At 69.7% G+C, this 16,466-nt stretch carries 14 protein-coding genes; 10 read left to right on the top strand and 4 right to left on the bottom strand.

The features are described 5' to 3' along the window. From ABTU82_RS14470 to ABTU82_RS14435, 8 genes are all read left to right on the top strand, one after another. Positions 1-261 carry a F0F1 ATP synthase subunit epsilon gene (locus ABTU82_RS14470; protein ID WP_116647423.1) on the top strand — a complete coding sequence of 87 codons (261 nt, stop codon included), beginning with the start codon at positions 1-3 and terminating at the stop codon, positions 259-261. Positions 262-334: 73 nt separating this feature from the next. Further along, positions 335-1,084, top strand: a complete 750-nt coding sequence (locus tag ABTU82_RS14465) for a YaaA family protein (protein ID WP_407173932.1) — start codon at positions 335-337, stop codon at positions 1,082-1,084. A 126-nt stretch (positions 1,085-1,210) separates the two neighbouring features. Next, on the top strand, positions 1,211-1,918 hold the full coding sequence (locus tag ABTU82_RS14460; protein WP_407173931.1) for a large exoprotein: 708 nt from the start codon (positions 1,211-1,213) through the stop codon (positions 1,916-1,918). Between the two features lie 66 nt (positions 1,919-1,984). Further along, positions 1,985-2,965: an aldo/keto reductase gene (locus tag ABTU82_RS14455; RefSeq protein WP_407173930.1), complete on the top strand. Its 981-nt coding sequence runs from the start codon at positions 1,985-1,987 to the stop codon at positions 2,963-2,965. 121 nt (positions 2,966-3,086) lie between these two features. Next, positions 3,087-3,860 (top strand): PP2C family protein-serine/threonine phosphatase, encoded by a 774-nt coding sequence (locus ABTU82_RS14450; protein ID WP_116647419.1) that lies wholly within the window; start codon positions 3,087-3,089, stop codon positions 3,858-3,860. Positions 3,861-3,951: 91 nt separating this feature from the next. Beyond that, positions 3,952-6,735 carry an FtsK/SpoIIIE domain-containing protein gene (locus ABTU82_RS14445; RefSeq protein WP_407173929.1) on the top strand — a complete coding sequence of 928 codons (2,784 nt, stop codon included), beginning with the start codon at positions 3,952-3,954 and terminating at the stop codon, positions 6,733-6,735. 32 nt (positions 6,736-6,767) lie between these two features. Next, positions 6,768-8,306, top strand: a complete 1,539-nt coding sequence (locus ABTU82_RS14440) for an APC family permease (RefSeq protein ID WP_407173928.1) — start codon at positions 6,768-6,770, stop codon at positions 8,304-8,306. An 11-nt stretch (positions 8,307-8,317) separates the two neighbouring features. Continuing rightward, the gene (locus ABTU82_RS14435) at positions 8,318-9,547 is read left to right on the top strand and encodes a saccharopine dehydrogenase family protein (RefSeq protein ID WP_407173927.1); all 1,230 of its coding nucleotides are present in this window, start codon (positions 8,318-8,320) and stop codon (positions 9,545-9,547) included. 13 nt (positions 9,548-9,560) lie between these two features. On the opposite strand, the gene ABTU82_RS14430 is transcribed toward ABTU82_RS14435, so the two are convergent. After that, a complete protein-coding gene (locus ABTU82_RS14430) occupies positions 9,561-10,544 on the bottom strand; it encodes an asparaginase (RefSeq protein WP_116647415.1) in 984 nt (327 codons plus the stop codon). A 42-nt stretch (positions 10,545-10,586) separates the two neighbouring features. On the opposite strand from ABTU82_RS14430, the gene ABTU82_RS14425 reads away from it, so the two are divergent. Beyond that, positions 10,587-11,063, top strand: a complete 477-nt coding sequence (locus tag ABTU82_RS14425) for an OsmC family protein (protein ID WP_407173926.1) — start codon at positions 10,587-10,589, stop codon at positions 11,061-11,063. Between the two features lie 94 nt (positions 11,064-11,157). Here ABTU82_RS14425 and glpK read toward each other — a convergent pair whose 3' ends face one another. The 3 genes from glpK to ABTU82_RS14410 form a co-directional block, all read right to left on the bottom strand. Continuing rightward, positions 11,158-12,672 (bottom strand): glycerol kinase GlpK, encoded by a 1,515-nt coding sequence (gene glpK / locus ABTU82_RS14420; protein ID WP_407173925.1) that lies wholly within the window; start codon positions 12,670-12,672, stop codon positions 11,158-11,160. A 96-nt stretch (positions 12,673-12,768) separates the two neighbouring features. Continuing rightward, on the bottom strand, positions 12,769-13,524 hold the full coding sequence (locus ABTU82_RS14415) for an MIP/aquaporin family protein (protein WP_116647412.1): 756 nt from the start codon (positions 13,522-13,524) through the stop codon (positions 12,769-12,771). Positions 13,525-13,645: 121 nt separating this feature from the next. Further along, entirely contained in the window at positions 13,646-15,370 is a 1,725-nt protein-coding gene (locus ABTU82_RS14410; RefSeq protein WP_240606862.1) for a glycerol-3-phosphate dehydrogenase/oxidase, read from the bottom strand. 124 nt (positions 15,371-15,494) lie between these two features. Between ABTU82_RS14410 and ABTU82_RS14405 the strand changes: the two genes are divergently transcribed. Beyond that, positions 15,495-16,466 carry a sugar-binding transcriptional regulator gene (locus tag ABTU82_RS14405; RefSeq protein ID WP_116647410.1) on the top strand — a complete coding sequence of 324 codons (972 nt, stop codon included), beginning with the start codon at positions 15,495-15,497 and terminating at the stop codon, positions 16,464-16,466.

The following is a 16,466-nucleotide window of genomic DNA, read 5'->3' as shown; positions in this document are numbered from 1 at the left end:
ATGCCGCTGAAGGTGAGCCTGGTCTCGGCCGAGGCCGAGCTCTGGACCGGTGAGGCGACGCTCGTCGTCGCCAAGACGGTCGAGGGCGAGATCGGTTTCATGTCGGGGCACGAGCCCGTGCTCGCGATCCTCGCCGAGGGGCAGGTGCGCATCACCCGTCCGGACGGTTCGAAGATCCTCGCTCGCGCGGAGGACGGCTTCCTGTCGATGGAGAACGACGAGCTCACCATCGTCGCCGGGAACGCCGCACTGATCTCCTGACCCGGATCCCTTCGACGTCGGCCGGTCCTTCGGGGCCGGCCGTCGTCGTTCCCGCAGCAGAAAGAGGGACCGGATGCTGATCCTCCTCCCGCCGTCCGAGACGAAGCATCCGGGTGGCAGCGGTCACCCGCTCGATCTCGATGGGCTCGCCCTTCCCGAGCTGCGGGGCGCACGCGAGTCGGTCGTGGCGGCCCTCATCGACCTGTCGTCCGACGAGGATGAGGCTGCGCGCGTGCTCAAACTGAGCGCACGACAGCGCCATGAGATCGCTGCGAATGCGGCGATCCGGGATGCACCGACGATGGCCGCCGTGGATCGTTACACCGGCGTCCTCTACGACGCGCTGGGGGCGCAGACCCTTGAGCCCGCGGCCCGGCGGTGGCTGGGCGCGCACGTCCTCATCCAGTCCGCGCCGTTCGGGCCGGTCGGTGCACTGGACCGCATCCCGGCGTATCGGCTGGCGGCGGGCACCACGCTTCCGGGCCTGCCACCGCTGCGACGGGTGTGGGCTGCGACGGTCGAAGACGCCCTCTCCCGGACCGGCGCGGGGTTCATCCTCGATCTGCGTTCCGAGGCGTATGCCGCGCTCGGCCCGATACCCGACGCCGTCCGGTCGACCTACGTGCGCGTGGTCACCGAGGGGGAGGGCGGTGTCGGCCGAGCGCTGAACCACTTCAACAAGCACGCCAAGGGCGCCCTCGTGCGAGACCTCGCCCAGACGCGGCCCCGCATATCCCAGGCGAAGGCCCTCCTGGCGTGGGCGGACGCGGCCGGGTGGCGGTTGCGCGACGGCGTCGCCGGAGAGACCGAGGTGGTCGTGTGAGCCGCGCCACGCCCCGCTGGCGCGACACCTACTGACAGGAAACACTCAGGATCGCTAGCATGTGTCCGCGGGGCAGTCGCCTCGCGGCGTGGAAGCACGCCAGACGTCTTCGCGAGAGGCACCCCCATGTACTCCGACTACTCGGGTTCAGGCGCCGCCTACCTGGCGCTCCTTCTGATCTTGATCCCGATCATTCTCATCTTCAGCCTCATCTTCTATGTGATCGCCGCCTTCTTCCTGATGAAGGTGTTCGACAAAGCCGGCGTGCAGGGCAAGTGGCGGGCCTGGGTGCCCGTCTACAACACGATGGTGCTCGGCAAGCTCGGCGACGTCTCTCCGTGGATCGTGCTCGGTGCCTCGGTGGCCACCGCTGTGCTCAGCCAGATCCCCGTCATCGGTTGGATCTTCAGCATCGTGGCGATCGCGGTCCTGATCATGTACGCCTGGCGGGTCGGTCTCAAGTTCGGCCAGGACTGGTACTACCTGCTGCTCTTCCTGATCCCGGGGCTCGGAGCGCTCATCTGGCTGGGCATCCTCGCCTTCGGCTCGTCGCGCTGGAACCCGAACATCGCGCCGTCGCCGTGGGCGAACACCTTCCTCGCCGACAAGACGGTCTGGCAGGGCATCCCCGTTCAGCCCGGCGCTGCGGCGGCCGGCCCCGGCGGCTACCCCGGCACGGGCCCGGCGGCGCCGGGCTCGTACCCGCCGCCGCCCGCCGGCTACACCCCGCCCGCCCCGGGCGGGTCGACGCCGCCCCCGCCGGCTCCCGGCGGTCCGGCCGCACCGGGCGGCCCGGGCGAGCCGCCGACGGCCCCCGAGCCGCCGCGTCCCTGAGCCGATGAACGGAACCCCTCGCCCCGTGGCGGGGGGTTCCGTCCATTCAGCGGTTAGCGTGGGGGTATGTCTTCCTCCCTTCCGCAGCGCCGCGTGGGCGCATCCGGCCTGCTCGTGTCGGCGGTCGGCCTCGGCTGCAACAACTTCGGTCGCAAGGGCACGCGCACCGAGACGCTCGAAGGAACGCGCGCGGTCCTGGAGTCGGCCATCGAGTGCGGTGTCACCTTCCTCGATACCGCCGATATCTACGGCAAGCAGTTCGGTGTCTCCGAGACGCTCATGGGCGAGGCTCTCCAGGGCCGCCGCGATGAGGTGATCCTGGCGACGAAGTTCGGTCATGCCGACTTCGCCCCCGCGGTCAACGGTGGTGCGAAGGCCTCCCGCATCGCCGTGCGTCGGAGCGTCGAAGCATCCCTCCGTCGGCTCAGGACCGACTGGATCGACCTCTACCAGGTGCACACCCCGGATCCGCACACACCCATCGACGAGACGCTCGACGTGCTGACCGACCTCGTGCGGGAGGGGAAGGTGCGTTACATCGGCCACTCGAACTTCACGGGCTGGCAGCTCGCCGAGGCGGAGCTCCGGGCCGACCGCGGCGTCCGTTTCATCTCGGCGCAGAACCAGTACAGCCTGCTCGTTCGAGCCGCGGAGCGTGATGTGCTTCCGGCGGTGGAACACTTCGGCCTCGGGTTCTTCCCGTTCTTCCCCCTCCACAACGGTCTGCTCACCGGAAAGTTCACGCGCGAGGGCGGGCCGGAGTCCAGCCGCATCATGACGACGCGTCCGCACCTGTGGCGTGACGCTTCCTGGGACGCCCTCGACGCGTACCGCGCGTTCTGCGAGGAGCGCGAGATCACCATGCTCGAGGCGACGTTCGGCTGGTTCCTCGCCCGGGCGTCGGTCTCGAGCGTCATCGCCGGGGCCACGAGTCCCGAGCAGGTGCGGTCGAACGCCGCGGCCGCGACCGCGTGGCAGCCGTCGGCCGACGAGGTCGCCGCGATCGACGCCCTCTTCCCGCTCATCGCAGATCCGGCGGCAGGGTGATCGGCGGCCGCGCGGAATCCGAGGGGGCCAGCGTCCGAGGCGGCGATCACGCCGTCCACTACACTGAACGAGCGCCGAACGCGAGGTTCGGCACCGCAGTCGACCGACCGAAGGATGTGGCGTGCCCGAGGTGACGACCCGCACTCGAACCGTGCCCCTACCCGGCGGCGAGGTCGTACTCTCCTGGGCCGAGGTCACCGATACCGGCCGTCGCCGGGAAGCCAACCAGGACGCCGTCCTCGCCAGCTATCCGCTCTACGTGGTCGCCGACGGAATGGGCGGTCACATCGGGGGAGAGATCGCCAGCGCGAGCACCATCGATCGCCTCCGCGGGGTCGTCGAGGCGGGCGGGGTCTCGCCGAAGACGATCGAGAAGGCCATCGGCCGCGCGGTCAAAGACATCATCTCCCACCCCGAGACCACCGACGACGGAACGGGCACGACCCTCACCGGGGTGTTCCTGGATGCGACGGAGAATCCGCCGCACTGGGTCACGCTGAACATCGGCGACTCCCGCGTCTACCTGCTCCGCGACGGCGAGATCACCCAGGTCACCACCGACCATTCCGTGGTGCAGGAGCTCATGGCCTCCGGGCGGCTGAGCCCGGAAGAGGCCGAGAACCACCCGTACGGCAACGTGATCACCCGAGCGGTGGGGCCGAGCGAGAGCGTCAAGCCCGATTACGTGCGACTCGACGTCGTCGACGGCGACCGGTTCGTCATCTGCTCCGACGGGCTGACCAAAGAGCTCACCGATTACGGCATCCGGCACTTCCTCGACGAGAACCGCGACCCCTCCGACGCGGTTCAGGCGATGCTGCACGCGGCGCTCGAAAACGGCGGACGCGACAACGTCACGATCATCGTGCTCGACGTCGCCCGTCCGTCCGACTGACCTCTCCTGCACAGCCCCCTCATTCCTCCGGGCCTCCACAAGCCGACGTCCGGCGCACCCGATCGGTGTGTGCGACCGCTGAACTGAGGGGATGAGTTCCGGCTTCGTCCCCGCGCTGACCGATCGGTCGGCGGTCGACTCCGCGCCGCTCGTGCTCGCGGCACCCCCGCCGACTCCGCCGCGGCCGGGCATACCCTGGCTCGCCTCGTCCGTCCCCATCGTGGGGGCGCTCGGCTTCTGGGCCATCACGGGGTCGGTCTTCGCGCTCTGGTTCGCGCTGCTCGGCCCGCTGATCGCCGTTGCCGCAGTGCTGGACGGCGCGCGAACGGCCCGTCGTGTCGGACGGACTGCCGAAGAGGAGGCGGCGGTCGTGCGGGCTCGCATCGGGGTGGAGGTCGACGAGCGTCACGCGGGGGAGCGGATCGTGCTGCGCGCGAAGCATCCCGACGTCGCGGGGTATCTCGAGCATCCCGAGCAGACGTGGCGAGCGGTTCCCGACAGGGCGACGACGATCGTCATCGGGAGCGGTGACGTTCCGAGCGCGGTGCGGATCACCGGCGGCGGTGACGACGATGCCGGGCTGACACGCCGAGCACAGACGGTGGCGAGGGCACCGGTGGTGAGCCGTGTCGGAACGGGGATCGCCGTGGTCGGGCCCCGGCTGGTCGCGGACGCCGTCATCCGGGCACTCGTGCTGCAGGTGGCCCACGCGCGTCCGCCGGGGAGCCTGGCCGTCGTGGAACCATCCGAATCCTGGATGCGTGCGCTACCGCACGCGGAGACGCCCGCTCCTGTCGCCCTGACCGTCGGTCGAGCGGGCGAGGCCCTCGCGGAGGCCGACCTCGTTCTCGTGTCCGCGCGGCCCGGCGAGGCTCTGCCGCCGCGCTGCGAGACGGTCGTCTTCCTCCTCGACGCCGCCGAGGCGCGGGTCGAATCCGGCGGGGAGACGCGGCGAGTGACGGTGGAGGCGGTCTCGGTGCAGCAGTCCGAGATCATCGCCGCCGCGCTGGCCTCGCGCGCCGCGAGTCTCGACGCCGACGGCCCCGATGCCCCCGCGGTCGCCCTCGCCTCCCTCGCCGTCGTGCGGCGCGGCGACCGGCCCGACGGGTTGCCGGTGCCGATCGGCATCGCCGGGGCGCGGCGCGCCGAGGTCGACATCGTCGGCGACGGACCCCACGCGATCGTCACGGGCATGACCGGTTCGGGAAAGAGCGAACTGCTCGTGACCTGGATCACGGCACTGTGCACCGCCTACGCGCCTTCCGTCGTGTCGTTCCTGCTCGTGGATTTCAAGGGCGGCACGGCGTTCGATGCGCTCGCCCGCCTGCCGCACGTCACCGGCGTGATCACCGATCTCGATGCGGCGGTGGCGCGTCGGGCGATCCAGAGCCTCAGGGCGGAGCTGCGCCATCGCGAAGCGGAGCTGGCGCGCGCGGGCGTGCGTGACATCTCGGAGGTCGACCTTCCTCGCCTCGTGGTCGTGATCGACGAGTTCGCCGCCCTGCGCGAGAGTCATCCCGAGCTCGAGGCTCTGTTCACCGACCTCGCCGCGCGCGGTCGGGCCCTCGGGATGCACCTCGTGATCGGAACCCAGCGCGCGCCCGGCGTGCTGCGAGAGAACCTTCTCGCGAACTGTCCGCTCCGTCTCAGCCTCCGTGTATCCGACGCGCACGACAGCCGTGCGGTGGTCGGCAGCGATGACGCGGCTCTGCTGCCCGGGGGTGCGCGTGGGCGCGGGATGGCCGTCGTCCGTCGTGCCGGTGACGCACGGGCCGAGCGCGTGCGGATCGCGGTGACGGATCCGACCGACATCGCCGCGGCCGCGGGTGCGGGCGGCGACGCGACGCGGCGTCCGTGGCTCCCGGCCCTCCCCTCGTCGATCCCGCTCGACCGACTCGGCCCGCCCGGCGACGGGGCCGTCATTCTCGGCCTCGTCGATGAGCCCGACCGCCAACGGCAAGGACCCCTCGCGATCGCCGATCGCAGCCTCCTGATCGTCGGCGGCGCACACTCGGGCAAGTCGACGGCCCTCCGCACGCTCGCGGCCCAGGTGCCCGAGTCGTCGCGTCTGTGGGTCGGGCCCGACGCCGAGGCCGCCTGGGATACGCTCGGCGCCGGAGTGCCGCCGCCACCGGGGACCACGGTCTTCGTCGACGATGTCGACGCCCTCGCGGGGCGGCTTCCCGGCGAGTACGGGCGCGTCGCCGCGGAGGAGCTCGAGCGGTGGATCCGAGGCGCGGGCGACCTTCGGATCCGCGTCTTCGTCGCGGCTCAGCGTCTCACCGGCGCGGCGGGCAGGCTCGCCGACCTGTTCTCCCGCCGACTCGTCCTGGGCACGCCCTCACGGTCCGAGCACGTGGCGGCAGGAGGTGACGGTGCGGACTACCTTCCGGATCGTCCGCCTGGGCGGGGCTGGGTGGGTCGCCGGCAGGTGCAGGTCGCGACGACGGATGCCGACGCCGGCCCGGCGGGCCATGCCGGTTCTCCCGCGTGGGAGCCGGGCCCCGGTGTGACCGGCTACGTCGTGAGACGACCGCCGGCGGGAGTGCTGGAACGGTGGGAGCGCACTGGCGTACGGGTGCGCGACGTCGACGGTGCGGGCGACGTCGCCGCACCCGAGCCGGGCGGCAGGGTCGTCGTCGTCGGAGACCCGGAGGTCTGGCTCGGACACCCGCGTCTTCTGGCGGGTATTCGCAACGCCCATGCTCTCGTCATCGACGCAGCGTGTGCTGCCGACGTCCGCCTGCTCACGGGCGATCGCGACCTCCCCCCGTTCGCGGTGCCGGGGAGAGGGCGCGCGTGGGAGTACCGCGCCGGCTGCCGCGTTCGGCGCGTGGTGCTCGCGGGCGCGCTCGAGGATGGGGGCGATGCTTGACCGCGACGAGCCCCCGCCCCTACGGTCACACCATGACGACCACCGACGGGCGACCGATCGAAGGCAAAGGACTCGCGACCGGCACGCTCGGGCTGTGGGGATCGACGGTGATCGGCCTCGCATCGACGGCGCCGGTGTTCTCCCTCGTGGCGACCCTCGGCTTCATGGTGCTGGCCGTCGGCGCGCAGGCCCCCATCGCCTTCATCGTCGCCTTCATCCCGATGCTCTTCAGCGCGTACGCCTATCGCGAGCTCAACCGGGCCGCCCCCGATTGCGGCACGACGTTCACGTGGGGTACCAAGGCGTTCGGCCCCTGGATCGGCTGGATGGGCGGCTGGGGCGTGGCTGTTGCCGGGATGATCGTGCTCGCCAACCTCGCGCAGATCGCGGGCATCTACTTCTGGTCGCTCATCGGCGACGGCTCGCTGTCCGAAAGCGTGCCGCTCGTCACCGCCACCGGCGTCGCCTTCATCGCCGCGATGACCTGGGTGAGCTGGCGCGGCGTCGAGCTCGGCGAACGCATCCAGAACGTGCTGCTCGGGGTGCAGTACGTCGTGCTGGCCCTCTTCGTCGTCGCCGCGCTGTGGAAGTTCTTCGACGGCACCGCGCCCGACCCGACGCCGTTCGACTGGGCGTGGTTCAACCCGCTCGGCTTCACCGATTGGTCGGGGTTCACCGAGGCGGTGCTCCTGGCCCTCTTCATCTACTGGGGCTGGGACACCTGTCTCGCGCTCAACGAGGAGACGAAGGACCCGAAGCGCACCCCCGGCCGGGCGGCGCTGCTGACGACGGTCATCCTGCTGTTCACCTACGTCGCGGTGACGGTCGCGGCGATGATGTACGCGGGCCTCGGCGAGACGGGCGTGGGCTTGGGCAACGAGGCCAACGCCGATGACGTCTTCCTCGGGATGAAGGATGACCTCTTCGGGCCCTTCGGGTGGATCCTCGTGGTGGCCGTGCTCATCTCGGCGGTCTCCTCGACGCAGACCACGATCCTTCCCACCGCCCGCGGCACGCTCGCGATGGCCGCCTACAAGGCGCTGCCGCGTCGCTTCCAGACCGTGCATCCCCGATTCAAGACGCCCTCCTTCTCGACCCTCGTCATGGGGATCGTCGCCAGCCTCTACTACGTCGGCATGAGCCTGATCAGCGACAACATCCTCCAGGACTCGATCCTCTCGCTCGGCCTCGCGATCGCCTTCTACTACGCCATCACGTGCTTCGCGTGCGTGTGGTACTTCCGCCGTGACCTGTTCACGTCGGCGCGCAACCTCGTCTTCCGCGGTATCTTCCCCCTCCTCGGGGGGCTGATGCTCGGGTACGCGTTCGTGCAGTCCGCGATCGACATGTACGACGTCGACTACGGGTACACGGTGCTCCTCGGGATCGGCGGCACCTTCGTGCTCGGCGTCGGTTCGCTGGCGTTCGGCGTGGTCCTGATGCTCGTGTGGTTCGCGTTCCCCCGCTCGAAGGCGTTCTTCCGCGGCGAGAGCCTGAACCGCGATACCCCTGTCCTCGTCCCCGACGAACCCATCGCGTATCCGCGATCCGTCGACGGCGGACTGTCGTGAACGGAGCCGGCATGCGCATCCTCATCATCGGAGCCGGGGGAGTCGGGTCGGCCGCCGCGCGCATCGCCGTGCGGCGCGAGTTCTTCGACACGCTCGTGATCGCCGACTACGACCCCGCGCGTCCGACGGCGCTCGTCGACGAGCTCGGCGACGGGCGCCTCTCGGCCGCGCAGGTCGACGCGTCCCGCGCGGATTCCGTTGCCGCGCTCGTGCGCGAGCACGGCTCCACCCACGTGCTCAACGCCGTCGATCCCCGATTCGTCATGCCCATCTTCACCGGATGCTTCGACACGGGCGCTGTCTACCTCGACATGGCGATGAGCCTGTCGACGCCGCATCCTGATCACCCTCACGAGCTGACCGGCGTCAAGCTCGGCGACGAGCAGTTCGCGCAAGCCGCGGACTGGGAGGCCGCGGGGAGGCTGGCGGTGGTGGGCATCGGCGTCGAGCCGGGGTTGTCGGACGTGTTCGCGCGCTACGCCGAGGACGAGCTGTTCGACGAGATCGACGAGCTCGGCGTCAGGGACGGGGCAAGCCTCGTGGTCGCCGGCTACGACTTCGCGCCGTCGTTCTCGATCTGGACGACGATCGAGGAGTGCCTGAACCCGCCCGTCGTCTACGAGGAGGGGCGCGGCTGGTACACCACCGCTCCGTTCAGCGAGCCCGAGGTCTTCGACTTCCCCGACGGCATCGGGCCGGTGGAGTGCGTCAACGTGGAGCACGAAGAGGTGCTCCTCATGCCGCGGTGGACGAAGGCCAAGCGCGTGACGTTCAAGTACGGCCTCGGTGACGAGTTCATCGAGGTGCTGAAGGTGCTCCACAAGCTCGGGCTCGACAAGACCTCGCCGGTGCGGGTGAAGGGTGTGGAGGTCTCGCCCCGCGACGTGGTCGCGGCGGTGCTGCCCGATCCGGCGACACTGGGCGATCGCATGACGGGGAAGACCTGCGCGGGCGTCTGGGTGCGGGGCACGGGGAAGGACGGCGCGCCGCGCTCGACCTACCTGTACCACGTGGCCGACAACGAGCAGACGATGGCCGAGTACGGATCGCAGGCCGTGGTCTGGCAGACGGCGATCAATCCCGTCATCGCCCTCGAACTGCTCGCCCGCGGCGACTGGGAGGGGACCGGGGTGCTCGGCCCGGAGGCTTTCGATGCCCGGCCGTTCCTCGACCTGCTGGCGGCGCCGGCACCCGCGGGCTACGGATCGCCGTGGGGCATCGAGGAGAAGCCGATCGGGTGAGCCGGGCCCGGCCTCAGAACGCGGCGCGGATGCTGCCGACGACCTTCGTTCCGCCGTAGACGGCGAGGGGGAGGGAGCGAAGAGTCAGCGCCACGTCGTTCGACGGCAGGGCACCCGCCCGCTCGAGCAGGCGCAGAGCGACCGCGGTGCCCACCCGGCCGCTGCCGTCGAGCACCTTGAGGGCGACGGTCGTGCCGTCGGGGGCGACCATCACCATGATCCCCTCGGCGCCGCTCTTGGCGAAGACGCCCAGACGTTCGATGACGATCGTGTCGGGGCGGCCGGGGCCGTCGATCGCCCAGGCGTTCTCGCGAACCGCGCGCACGAGTGTCGCAGCGCTGCGGTGCAGGGCGAAGGGCGATCGCTCCGACGACGTGCCGATGCGGTGCACGGCTCGCGCGAGGCCGGCGAGGGTCATGGCGTGGACCGGAGCACCGCAACCGTCGACGACGGTCGTGGTGATCCGCTCGCCGGTGAGGCGCTCGATCACCTCGCGGATGTGTGTCTGCAGCGGATGGGCGGGGTCGAGATAGGTCGCCGGGTCCCACCCGTTGGTCGAGCACGCGAGCAGCATGGCGGCGTGCTTGCCGGAGCAGGTCATGCAGATGCGCGAGGGTTCGAGATGCTCGCGCACCAGCTCGTCGCGCGAGGCGGTGTCGCCGGGGTAGGAGGGCGGGCAGCCGAGGTCGTTCTCGCCGAGACCGGCCGCACTCAAGATCTCGCGCACGCCCGCGACATGACGCTCGGTGCCGGCGTGGCTGGCCATGGCCAACGCGAGACTCTCGCCGGCGAGCGGCGCACCGGCCGACAAGCACGCGAGCGCCTGGAGCGGTTTCATGCTCGAGCGCGGCAGGAAGGGTGCGGCGGTGTCACCCAGCGCGTCGACCACCGAGCCGTCGGGGGAGAGCACGACCGCGCGCCCGAGGTGACGGGATTCGATGAACCCGCCGCGCTCGACGACGGCAAGCTCGACGACGTCTGCAGGGCTCGATGGCATCCCTCCAGTCTACTGAGCGCAGCCCGGTGTCAGAATGACTGCATGAACGGCGAGCACACCTACCGTCTCCGTGCGCGGTGGACCGGCGACCGCGGCACCGGCACCAGCGGATACCGCGATTACGACCGCAGCGTGACCATCGACGTCGAGGGGAAGCCGGCGCTCCTGGCTTCCGCCGACGTGCCCTTCCGGGGGGATCCCGAGAGGTGGAATCCGGAGGACCTCCTGCTCGCATCGCTCAGCGAGTGCCATCTACTGTCCTACCTCTACGCCTGCGTGAAGGTCGGTGTCGTCGTCGTGGGCTATGAGGACGATGCGACGGCGACTCTTCTGGAAGACGGCAAGGGCGGGGGAGCGTTCACCGGAGTGACCCTCCGGCCCCGCGTGACGGTGGCCGACGCATCCATGACGGATGCGGCGACCGCCGCACACGCGCAGGCCCGCGAGTGGTGCTTCATCGCGAACTCGGTGAACTTTCCCGTGCGTCACGAGCCGACCATCCTCGTCGCCGCCCCCTAACGACCGCGAGACTTCATCCTGGCTACGAGACTGCGAACGTCGGTCGCAGTCTCGAGCCCAGGATGAAGTCTCGCGGACGTGGTAGGGGGCGGGGTCAGCGCACGTCCTCGTCGACCCAGTCCATCGACTTCGTGACGGCCTTCTTCCACAGGCGGATCTGGCGGGCCCGCTCGTCCTCGTCGAGGTTCGGCTCCCAGCGCTTGTCTTCCTGCCAGTTCGCGCGGAGGTCGTCGAGGTTGTCCCAGAACCCGACCGCGAGACCGGCCGCGTACGCGGCGCCGAGCGCGGTCGTCTCGGCGACGACCGGCCGGACGACCGGCACGCCGAGGATGTCGGCCTGGAACTGCATCAGCTCGTCGTTGGCGGTCATGCCGCCGTCGACCTTGAGCTCGGTGAGGTCGACGCCCGAGTCGGCGTTGACGGCCTCCAGCACCTCGCGCGTCTGGAACGCCGTCGCCTCGAGGGCTGCACGCGCGATGTGGCCCTTGTTCACGAACCGCGTCATGCCGACGATCGCGCCGCGGGCGTCGGGGCGCCAGTACGGGGCGAACAGGCCGGAGAACGCCGGCACGAAGTACACGCCGCCGTTGTCGTCGACCGTGCGGGCGAGGGCCTCTACCTCGGGGGCGCTCGAGATGATGCCGAGCTGGTCGCGCAGCCACTGGATGAGCGAACCGGTCACCGCGATCGATCCCTCGAGCGCGTAGTGGGCCGGACCGTCGCCGAGCTTGTATCCGAGCGTGGTGAGCAGACCGTTCTTCGAGCGGACGATCTCCTCGCCGGTCTGGAAGATGAGGAAGTTGCCGGTTCCGTAGGTGTTCTTGCTCTCACCCGCGTCGTACGCCGCCTGGCCGAACGTGGCCGCCTGCTGGTCGCCGAGGATGCCGGCGACCGGGGTCTCGCGCAGCAGCGACGACGACTCGGCGGTGCCGTACACCTCGGAGGACGAACGGATCTCGGGCATCATCGAGCGCGGCACGCCGAAGGTCTCGAGGATGTCGTCGCGCCACGAGAGGGTCTCGAGGTCCATGAACAGCGTGCGGCTGGCGTTGGTGACGTCGGTGGCGTGCACGCCGCCGTCGATGCCTCCGGTGAGGTTCCACAGCACCCAGGTGTCGGTGGTGCCGAAGATGAGATCGCCGGCTTCCGCCTTCTCGCGGGCGCCGTCGACGTTCTCGAGGATCCAGACGATCTTCGTACCCGAGAAGTAGGTCGCCAGGGGGAGGCCCACGATCTCCTTGAACCGCTCGACGCCGCCGTCGGCGGCGAGGCGGTCGACGATCGGCTGGGTGCGGGTGTCCTGCCAGACGATGGCGTTGTAGACGGGCTTGCCGGTGTTCTTGTCCCACACCACCGCCGTCTCGCGCTGGTTCGTGATGCCGATCGCGGCGAGGTCGTGGCGGGTGATGTCGGCCTTGGCGAGTGCGAGGCCGACGACCTCCTGGACGTTGCGCCAGATCTCGGCGGGATCGTGCTCGACCCAGCCTGCCTTCGGGAAGATCTGCTCGTGCTCTTTCTGCCCGACCGAGATGACGCTTCCCTTCTTGTCGAAGATCATGGCGCGGCTCGAGGTCGTGCCCTGGTCGATGGCGAGGACGTAATCAGCCATTACGTGGACTTCCTTGTCTGTTGAGGAATGTGCGGGAAAGAGGAATACGAAGGGGCGGATGCTGCCGCACGACGTGGGCGCGGCAGCATCCGAGCGTTATGCGGCGAGGCCCAGCAGCACCGGCGCGAGAAGACCGGCGAGCGTGCCTCCGATGAGCGGGCCGACGACCGGCACCCACGAGTAGGACCAGTCGCTCGTACCCTTGCCCTTGATGGGCAGGATGGCGTGAGCGATGCGGGGCCCGAGGTCACGGGCCGGGTTGATCGCGTAGCCCGTCGGACCACCGAGGGAGGCGCCGATACCGACCACGAGCAGCGCCACGGGCACGGCCGCGAGGCCGCCGAGGCCGCCCGGCGTGCCGATGTCGGCCACACCGTAATCGCGGAAGCCGAAGATCACGAACACCAGCACGAAGGTCGCGATGATCTCGGTGAGGAGGTTCCAGCCGTACGAGCGGATGGCGGGACCGGTCGAGAAGACGCCCAGCTTGTTGGCGGGGTCGGGCTCGTCGTCGAAGTGCTGCTTGTACGCGGCCCAGGCCAGGATGGCACCGAGGATGGCACCGATCAGCTGGGCGGCGATGGCGACGAAGAACTGTCCGATGGTGATGTCGCCGTGAACGAGCAGACCGATGGAGACGGCGGGGTTCAGCTGCGCGCCCGAGTAGGCGGAGACGATGACACCCGCGAACACCGCGAGCCCCCAGCCCCAGTTGACCATCAGGAACCCGCCGGCATTGCCCTTGGTCTTGGCGAGAGCGACGTTGGCGACGACGCCGCATCCCAGCAGGATGAGCATCGCGGTGCCGACGGTCTCAGAGAGGAAGTACAACCCCAGATTTACTTCTTGCATGTCGTCATTGACCTTTCGCTAGCGAGGCCGCTTTTCGCGAGATCGCACGGCCGCGGTGACCGTATCTGGAACCTAGAGGCTCGGCGAGCCGGGCGCACCTGTCGTGCGCCCGGCATCGTTGTCAGGCGCGCGCGGTGTCGACCTCCTCGAACTCCACTCGGTGGGCCGTGCGGAGGATGTCCGTGGCGGCCGCGATCTCTTCATCGGTGCGATCGGCGTCCCAGCCCAGGGGCGCAGCGACCGCCTCGGCGACCTCGCGCAGCGTGCGTGCGGTCATGCCGCCCACGAACGCGATGTCGGTGCGGCGCAGCAGGACGTCGATGAGGTGCACGACCTGCTCGTTCGCCGCGACGTAGGCGAGTTCTTCGCGGAAGTAGCCCGGCGCGTTCTCGAGCGGGGTGGCGTCGACGGGCAGTGCCGCCAGCACCTCGGTCGCCCGGGTGCCGTAGCGCGACAGCATGCGCTCCACGACCTCGGGCGAGTGCCCGGCCGCGTGCGACTGCGCCCAGCGCTTGCGGGCCGAGACGCTGCGCGGGAAGCCCGCGCCGCCGCCGATCGGGAGCCCGGCGGTGCCGATGCGGTGCGAGCGGCCGAGGAGCTCGAGGGTCTTGGTGCTCAGGTGCTCGGCGAGTGCGCGGAACGTGGTCCACTTGCCGCCGACGAGGCTGAGCACGGGGAGACCGCCCTGCGAGTCCTGCACGATGCGGTAGTCACGCGAGACGAAGCCGGGTGCGGTGTCGTCGTGGCGGGGGAGCGGGCGGATGCCCGAGAAGGTGTAGACGATCTGAGAGCGGTTCACCTCGATCTTCGGGAACACGTGGCCGATGAGGTCGAAGAAGTAGTCGATCTCGGCATCGGTGGTCACGACGGGCTTCGCGGGATCGGCGTCGATGTCGGTGGTGCCGACGAGCACGCGGCCCTTGAGCGGGTAGATGAGCACGATGCGGCCGTCGGAGTGCTCGAAGAAGATCTCGCGGCCCTTGGTGGCGGCGAGGAGCTCTTCGTTCTCGAGCACGACGTGGGAGCCCTTGGTGCCGCCCATGTAGGTCGACGCCGTTCCGATCGCTCCGTTCGTGAGGTCGGTCCAGGGGCCGCTCGCGTTGACGACGACCTTGGCGCGGACGTCGAACTCCTCGCCCGACAGCTCGTCGCGCACGCGCACCGCGCCGTCGCCCGAGCCCACGGCCGAGACGTAGTTCACGGCCGTCGCGCGGCCCTCGCCGGCGACGATGCCGTCGTGCAGCACGTCGAGTGCGAGGCGCTCGGGGTCGTGCATCGATGCGTCGTAGTAGGTCGCCGTGTACTTCAGCGCCGGGTTCATCTCGGGGAACTCGGCGAGCGACTTCTTCCGGCCGACGAACTTGTGGCGGGGAACCGTGCCGCCGCTGCGCGAGAAGGTGTCGTAGATGACCAGGCCGATCTTGATGAGCACGGCCCCGCGCTCGTTGGGCTTGCCGCGACCGTGCGTGATCAGGAGGCGGAACGGCGCCGAGATGATGCCCGAGAACGTCTTGTAGACGGGGATCGTCGTCTGCAGCGGTCGCACGTAGTGCGGGGCGGTCTTCAGCAGGTCGTTGCGCTCGGTCACCGCCTCCTTGACGAGACGGAACTCGCCGTTCTCGAGGTAGCGGATTCCGCCGTGCACCATGTGGCTGGACGCGGAGGATGCTCCCGAGACGAAGTCGCCGCGCTCGACGAGTGCGACGCTCACGCCCTGGAGCGCGAGGTCGCGGAGGGTGGCGAGGCCGTTGATGCCGCCGCCGATGATGAGTACATCCACCTCCCCGCGGTCACGGAGGGTCTGGACGTCCTGGCGGACGGGAGTGGTCGGCGTCGACGTAGTCACTTGTAGGCCTTTCGTGAGGTACATGCGACAGCCTGCCCCCGATTGAACGTCCTTGCAACCGTCGTGCACGAATGTGCAAACTAGGGGAGAATCGGGTCGTGCGGCCCGACGCCAGGAGTCAATGATGTCGACGGATGCTGCGGCCAGCCGCGAGCAGGACGCGCTGCGCGCCGCCCAGCTCTACTACCTTCAGGACCTCACGATGGACGCGATCGCCCATGAAATGCGCGTTTCGCGCTCGTCGGTGTCGAGAATGCTCGCCCACGCGCGCGATGTCGGGCTCGTGACCATCAACGTCCACTCACCGCAGGACGCGCGGAGCCTCGTCGAGCGCCGGCTCGCGGAGCGGTTCGGGGTCATCGCCCACGTCGTGCCGACGCCGGAGCGCATCAGCGAGGCCGACCGCCTGGAAAGAACCGCCTTGTCGGCTGCACGGATTCTCGCGCACCGGCTCGATTCGTCGATGACAATCGGTGTCGCCTGGGGCGCGACCCTGTCGGTGGTGGGACGACACCTGCAGGCGAAGGTCACCCACGACAGCCACATCGTGCAGATGAACGGGGCGGCGAACGTGCGGACGTCGGGGATCCCGTATGCCGGGGAGATCCTCGACCGGTTCGGGTCGGCCCTCTCGGCGTCGGTGCACCAGTTCCCCGTCCCCGCACTGTTCGACGACCCGCTCACCAAGGACGCCATGTGGCGTGAGAGGTCGATCCGGGCGGTGCTCGACATGCAGGAGCGTGTGAGCGTGTTCGTGTTCGGCCTCGGATCACCGCACGCGGAGGTGCCCTCGCACGTCTACTCCGGCGACTACTTCGACGACATCGACCTTCGCGCGATCGAGCGTGCCGGCGTCGTCGGCGACTGCGCGACGGTGTTCTACCGGCTCGACGGATCGAGCGACGGCATCGATCTGAACGCCCGATCGAGCGGGCCCGACCTGGAGAGCGTGCGGCGCATCCCGACCCGCTTCTGCGTCGTATCGAGCCTGTCGAAGCTCGACGCCCTCCGCGGGGCGCTCGCGGCGGGGATCATCACCGAGCTCGTCGTCGAGGAGACCCTCGCGCGACGTCTGCTCGCCATCGTCGGGCGCTGA

This window comes from Microbacterium deferens (assembly GCF_045517775.1).
Lineage (GTDB): Bacteria > Actinomycetota > Actinomycetes > Actinomycetales > Microbacteriaceae > Microbacterium.
Note: the sequence above shows the minus strand (reverse complement) of the source record. Positions and strands in the feature narration are given on the sequence as shown.

Bases quoted from the DNA above. Each gene is read 5' to 3' on its own strand.
- ABTU82_RS14425 (WP_407173926.1), top strand. From the start codon at position 10,587: ATGAACGGCGAGCACACCTACCGTCTCCGTGCGCGGTGGACCGGCGAC.
- ABTU82_RS14460 (WP_407173931.1), top strand. From the start codon at position 1,211: ATGTACTCCGACTACTCGGGTTCAGGCGCCGCCTACCTGGCGCTCCTT.
- ABTU82_RS14470 (WP_116647423.1), top strand. From the start codon at position 1: ATGCCGCTGAAGGTGAGCCTGGTCTCGGCCGAGGCCGAGCTCTGGACC.
- ABTU82_RS14455 (WP_407173930.1), top strand. From the start codon at position 1,985: ATGTCTTCCTCCCTTCCGCAGCGCCGCGTGGGCGCATCCGGCCTGCTC.
- ABTU82_RS14435 (WP_407173927.1), top strand. From the start codon at position 8,318: ATGCGCATCCTCATCATCGGAGCCGGGGGAGTCGGGTCGGCCGCCGCG.
- glpK (WP_407173925.1), bottom strand. From the start codon at position 12,672: ATGGCTGATTACGTCCTCGCCATCGACCAGGGCACGACCTCGAGCCGC.
- ABTU82_RS14445 (WP_407173929.1), top strand. From the start codon at position 3,952: ATGAGTTCCGGCTTCGTCCCCGCGCTGACCGATCGGTCGGCGGTCGAC.
- ABTU82_RS14465 (WP_407173932.1), top strand. From the start codon at position 335: ATGCTGATCCTCCTCCCGCCGTCCGAGACGAAGCATCCGGGTGGCAGC.
- ABTU82_RS14440 (WP_407173928.1), top strand. From the start codon at position 6,768: ATGACGACCACCGACGGGCGACCGATCGAAGGCAAAGGACTCGCGACC.
- ABTU82_RS14405 (WP_116647410.1), top strand. From the start codon at position 15,495: ATGTCGACGGATGCTGCGGCCAGCCGCGAGCAGGACGCGCTGCGCGCC.
- ABTU82_RS14430 (WP_116647415.1), bottom strand. From the start codon at position 10,544: ATGCCATCGAGCCCTGCAGACGTCGTCGAGCTTGCCGTCGTCGAGCGC.
- ABTU82_RS14415 (WP_116647412.1), bottom strand. From the start codon at position 13,524: ATGCAAGAAGTAAATCTGGGGTTGTACTTCCTCTCTGAGACCGTCGGC.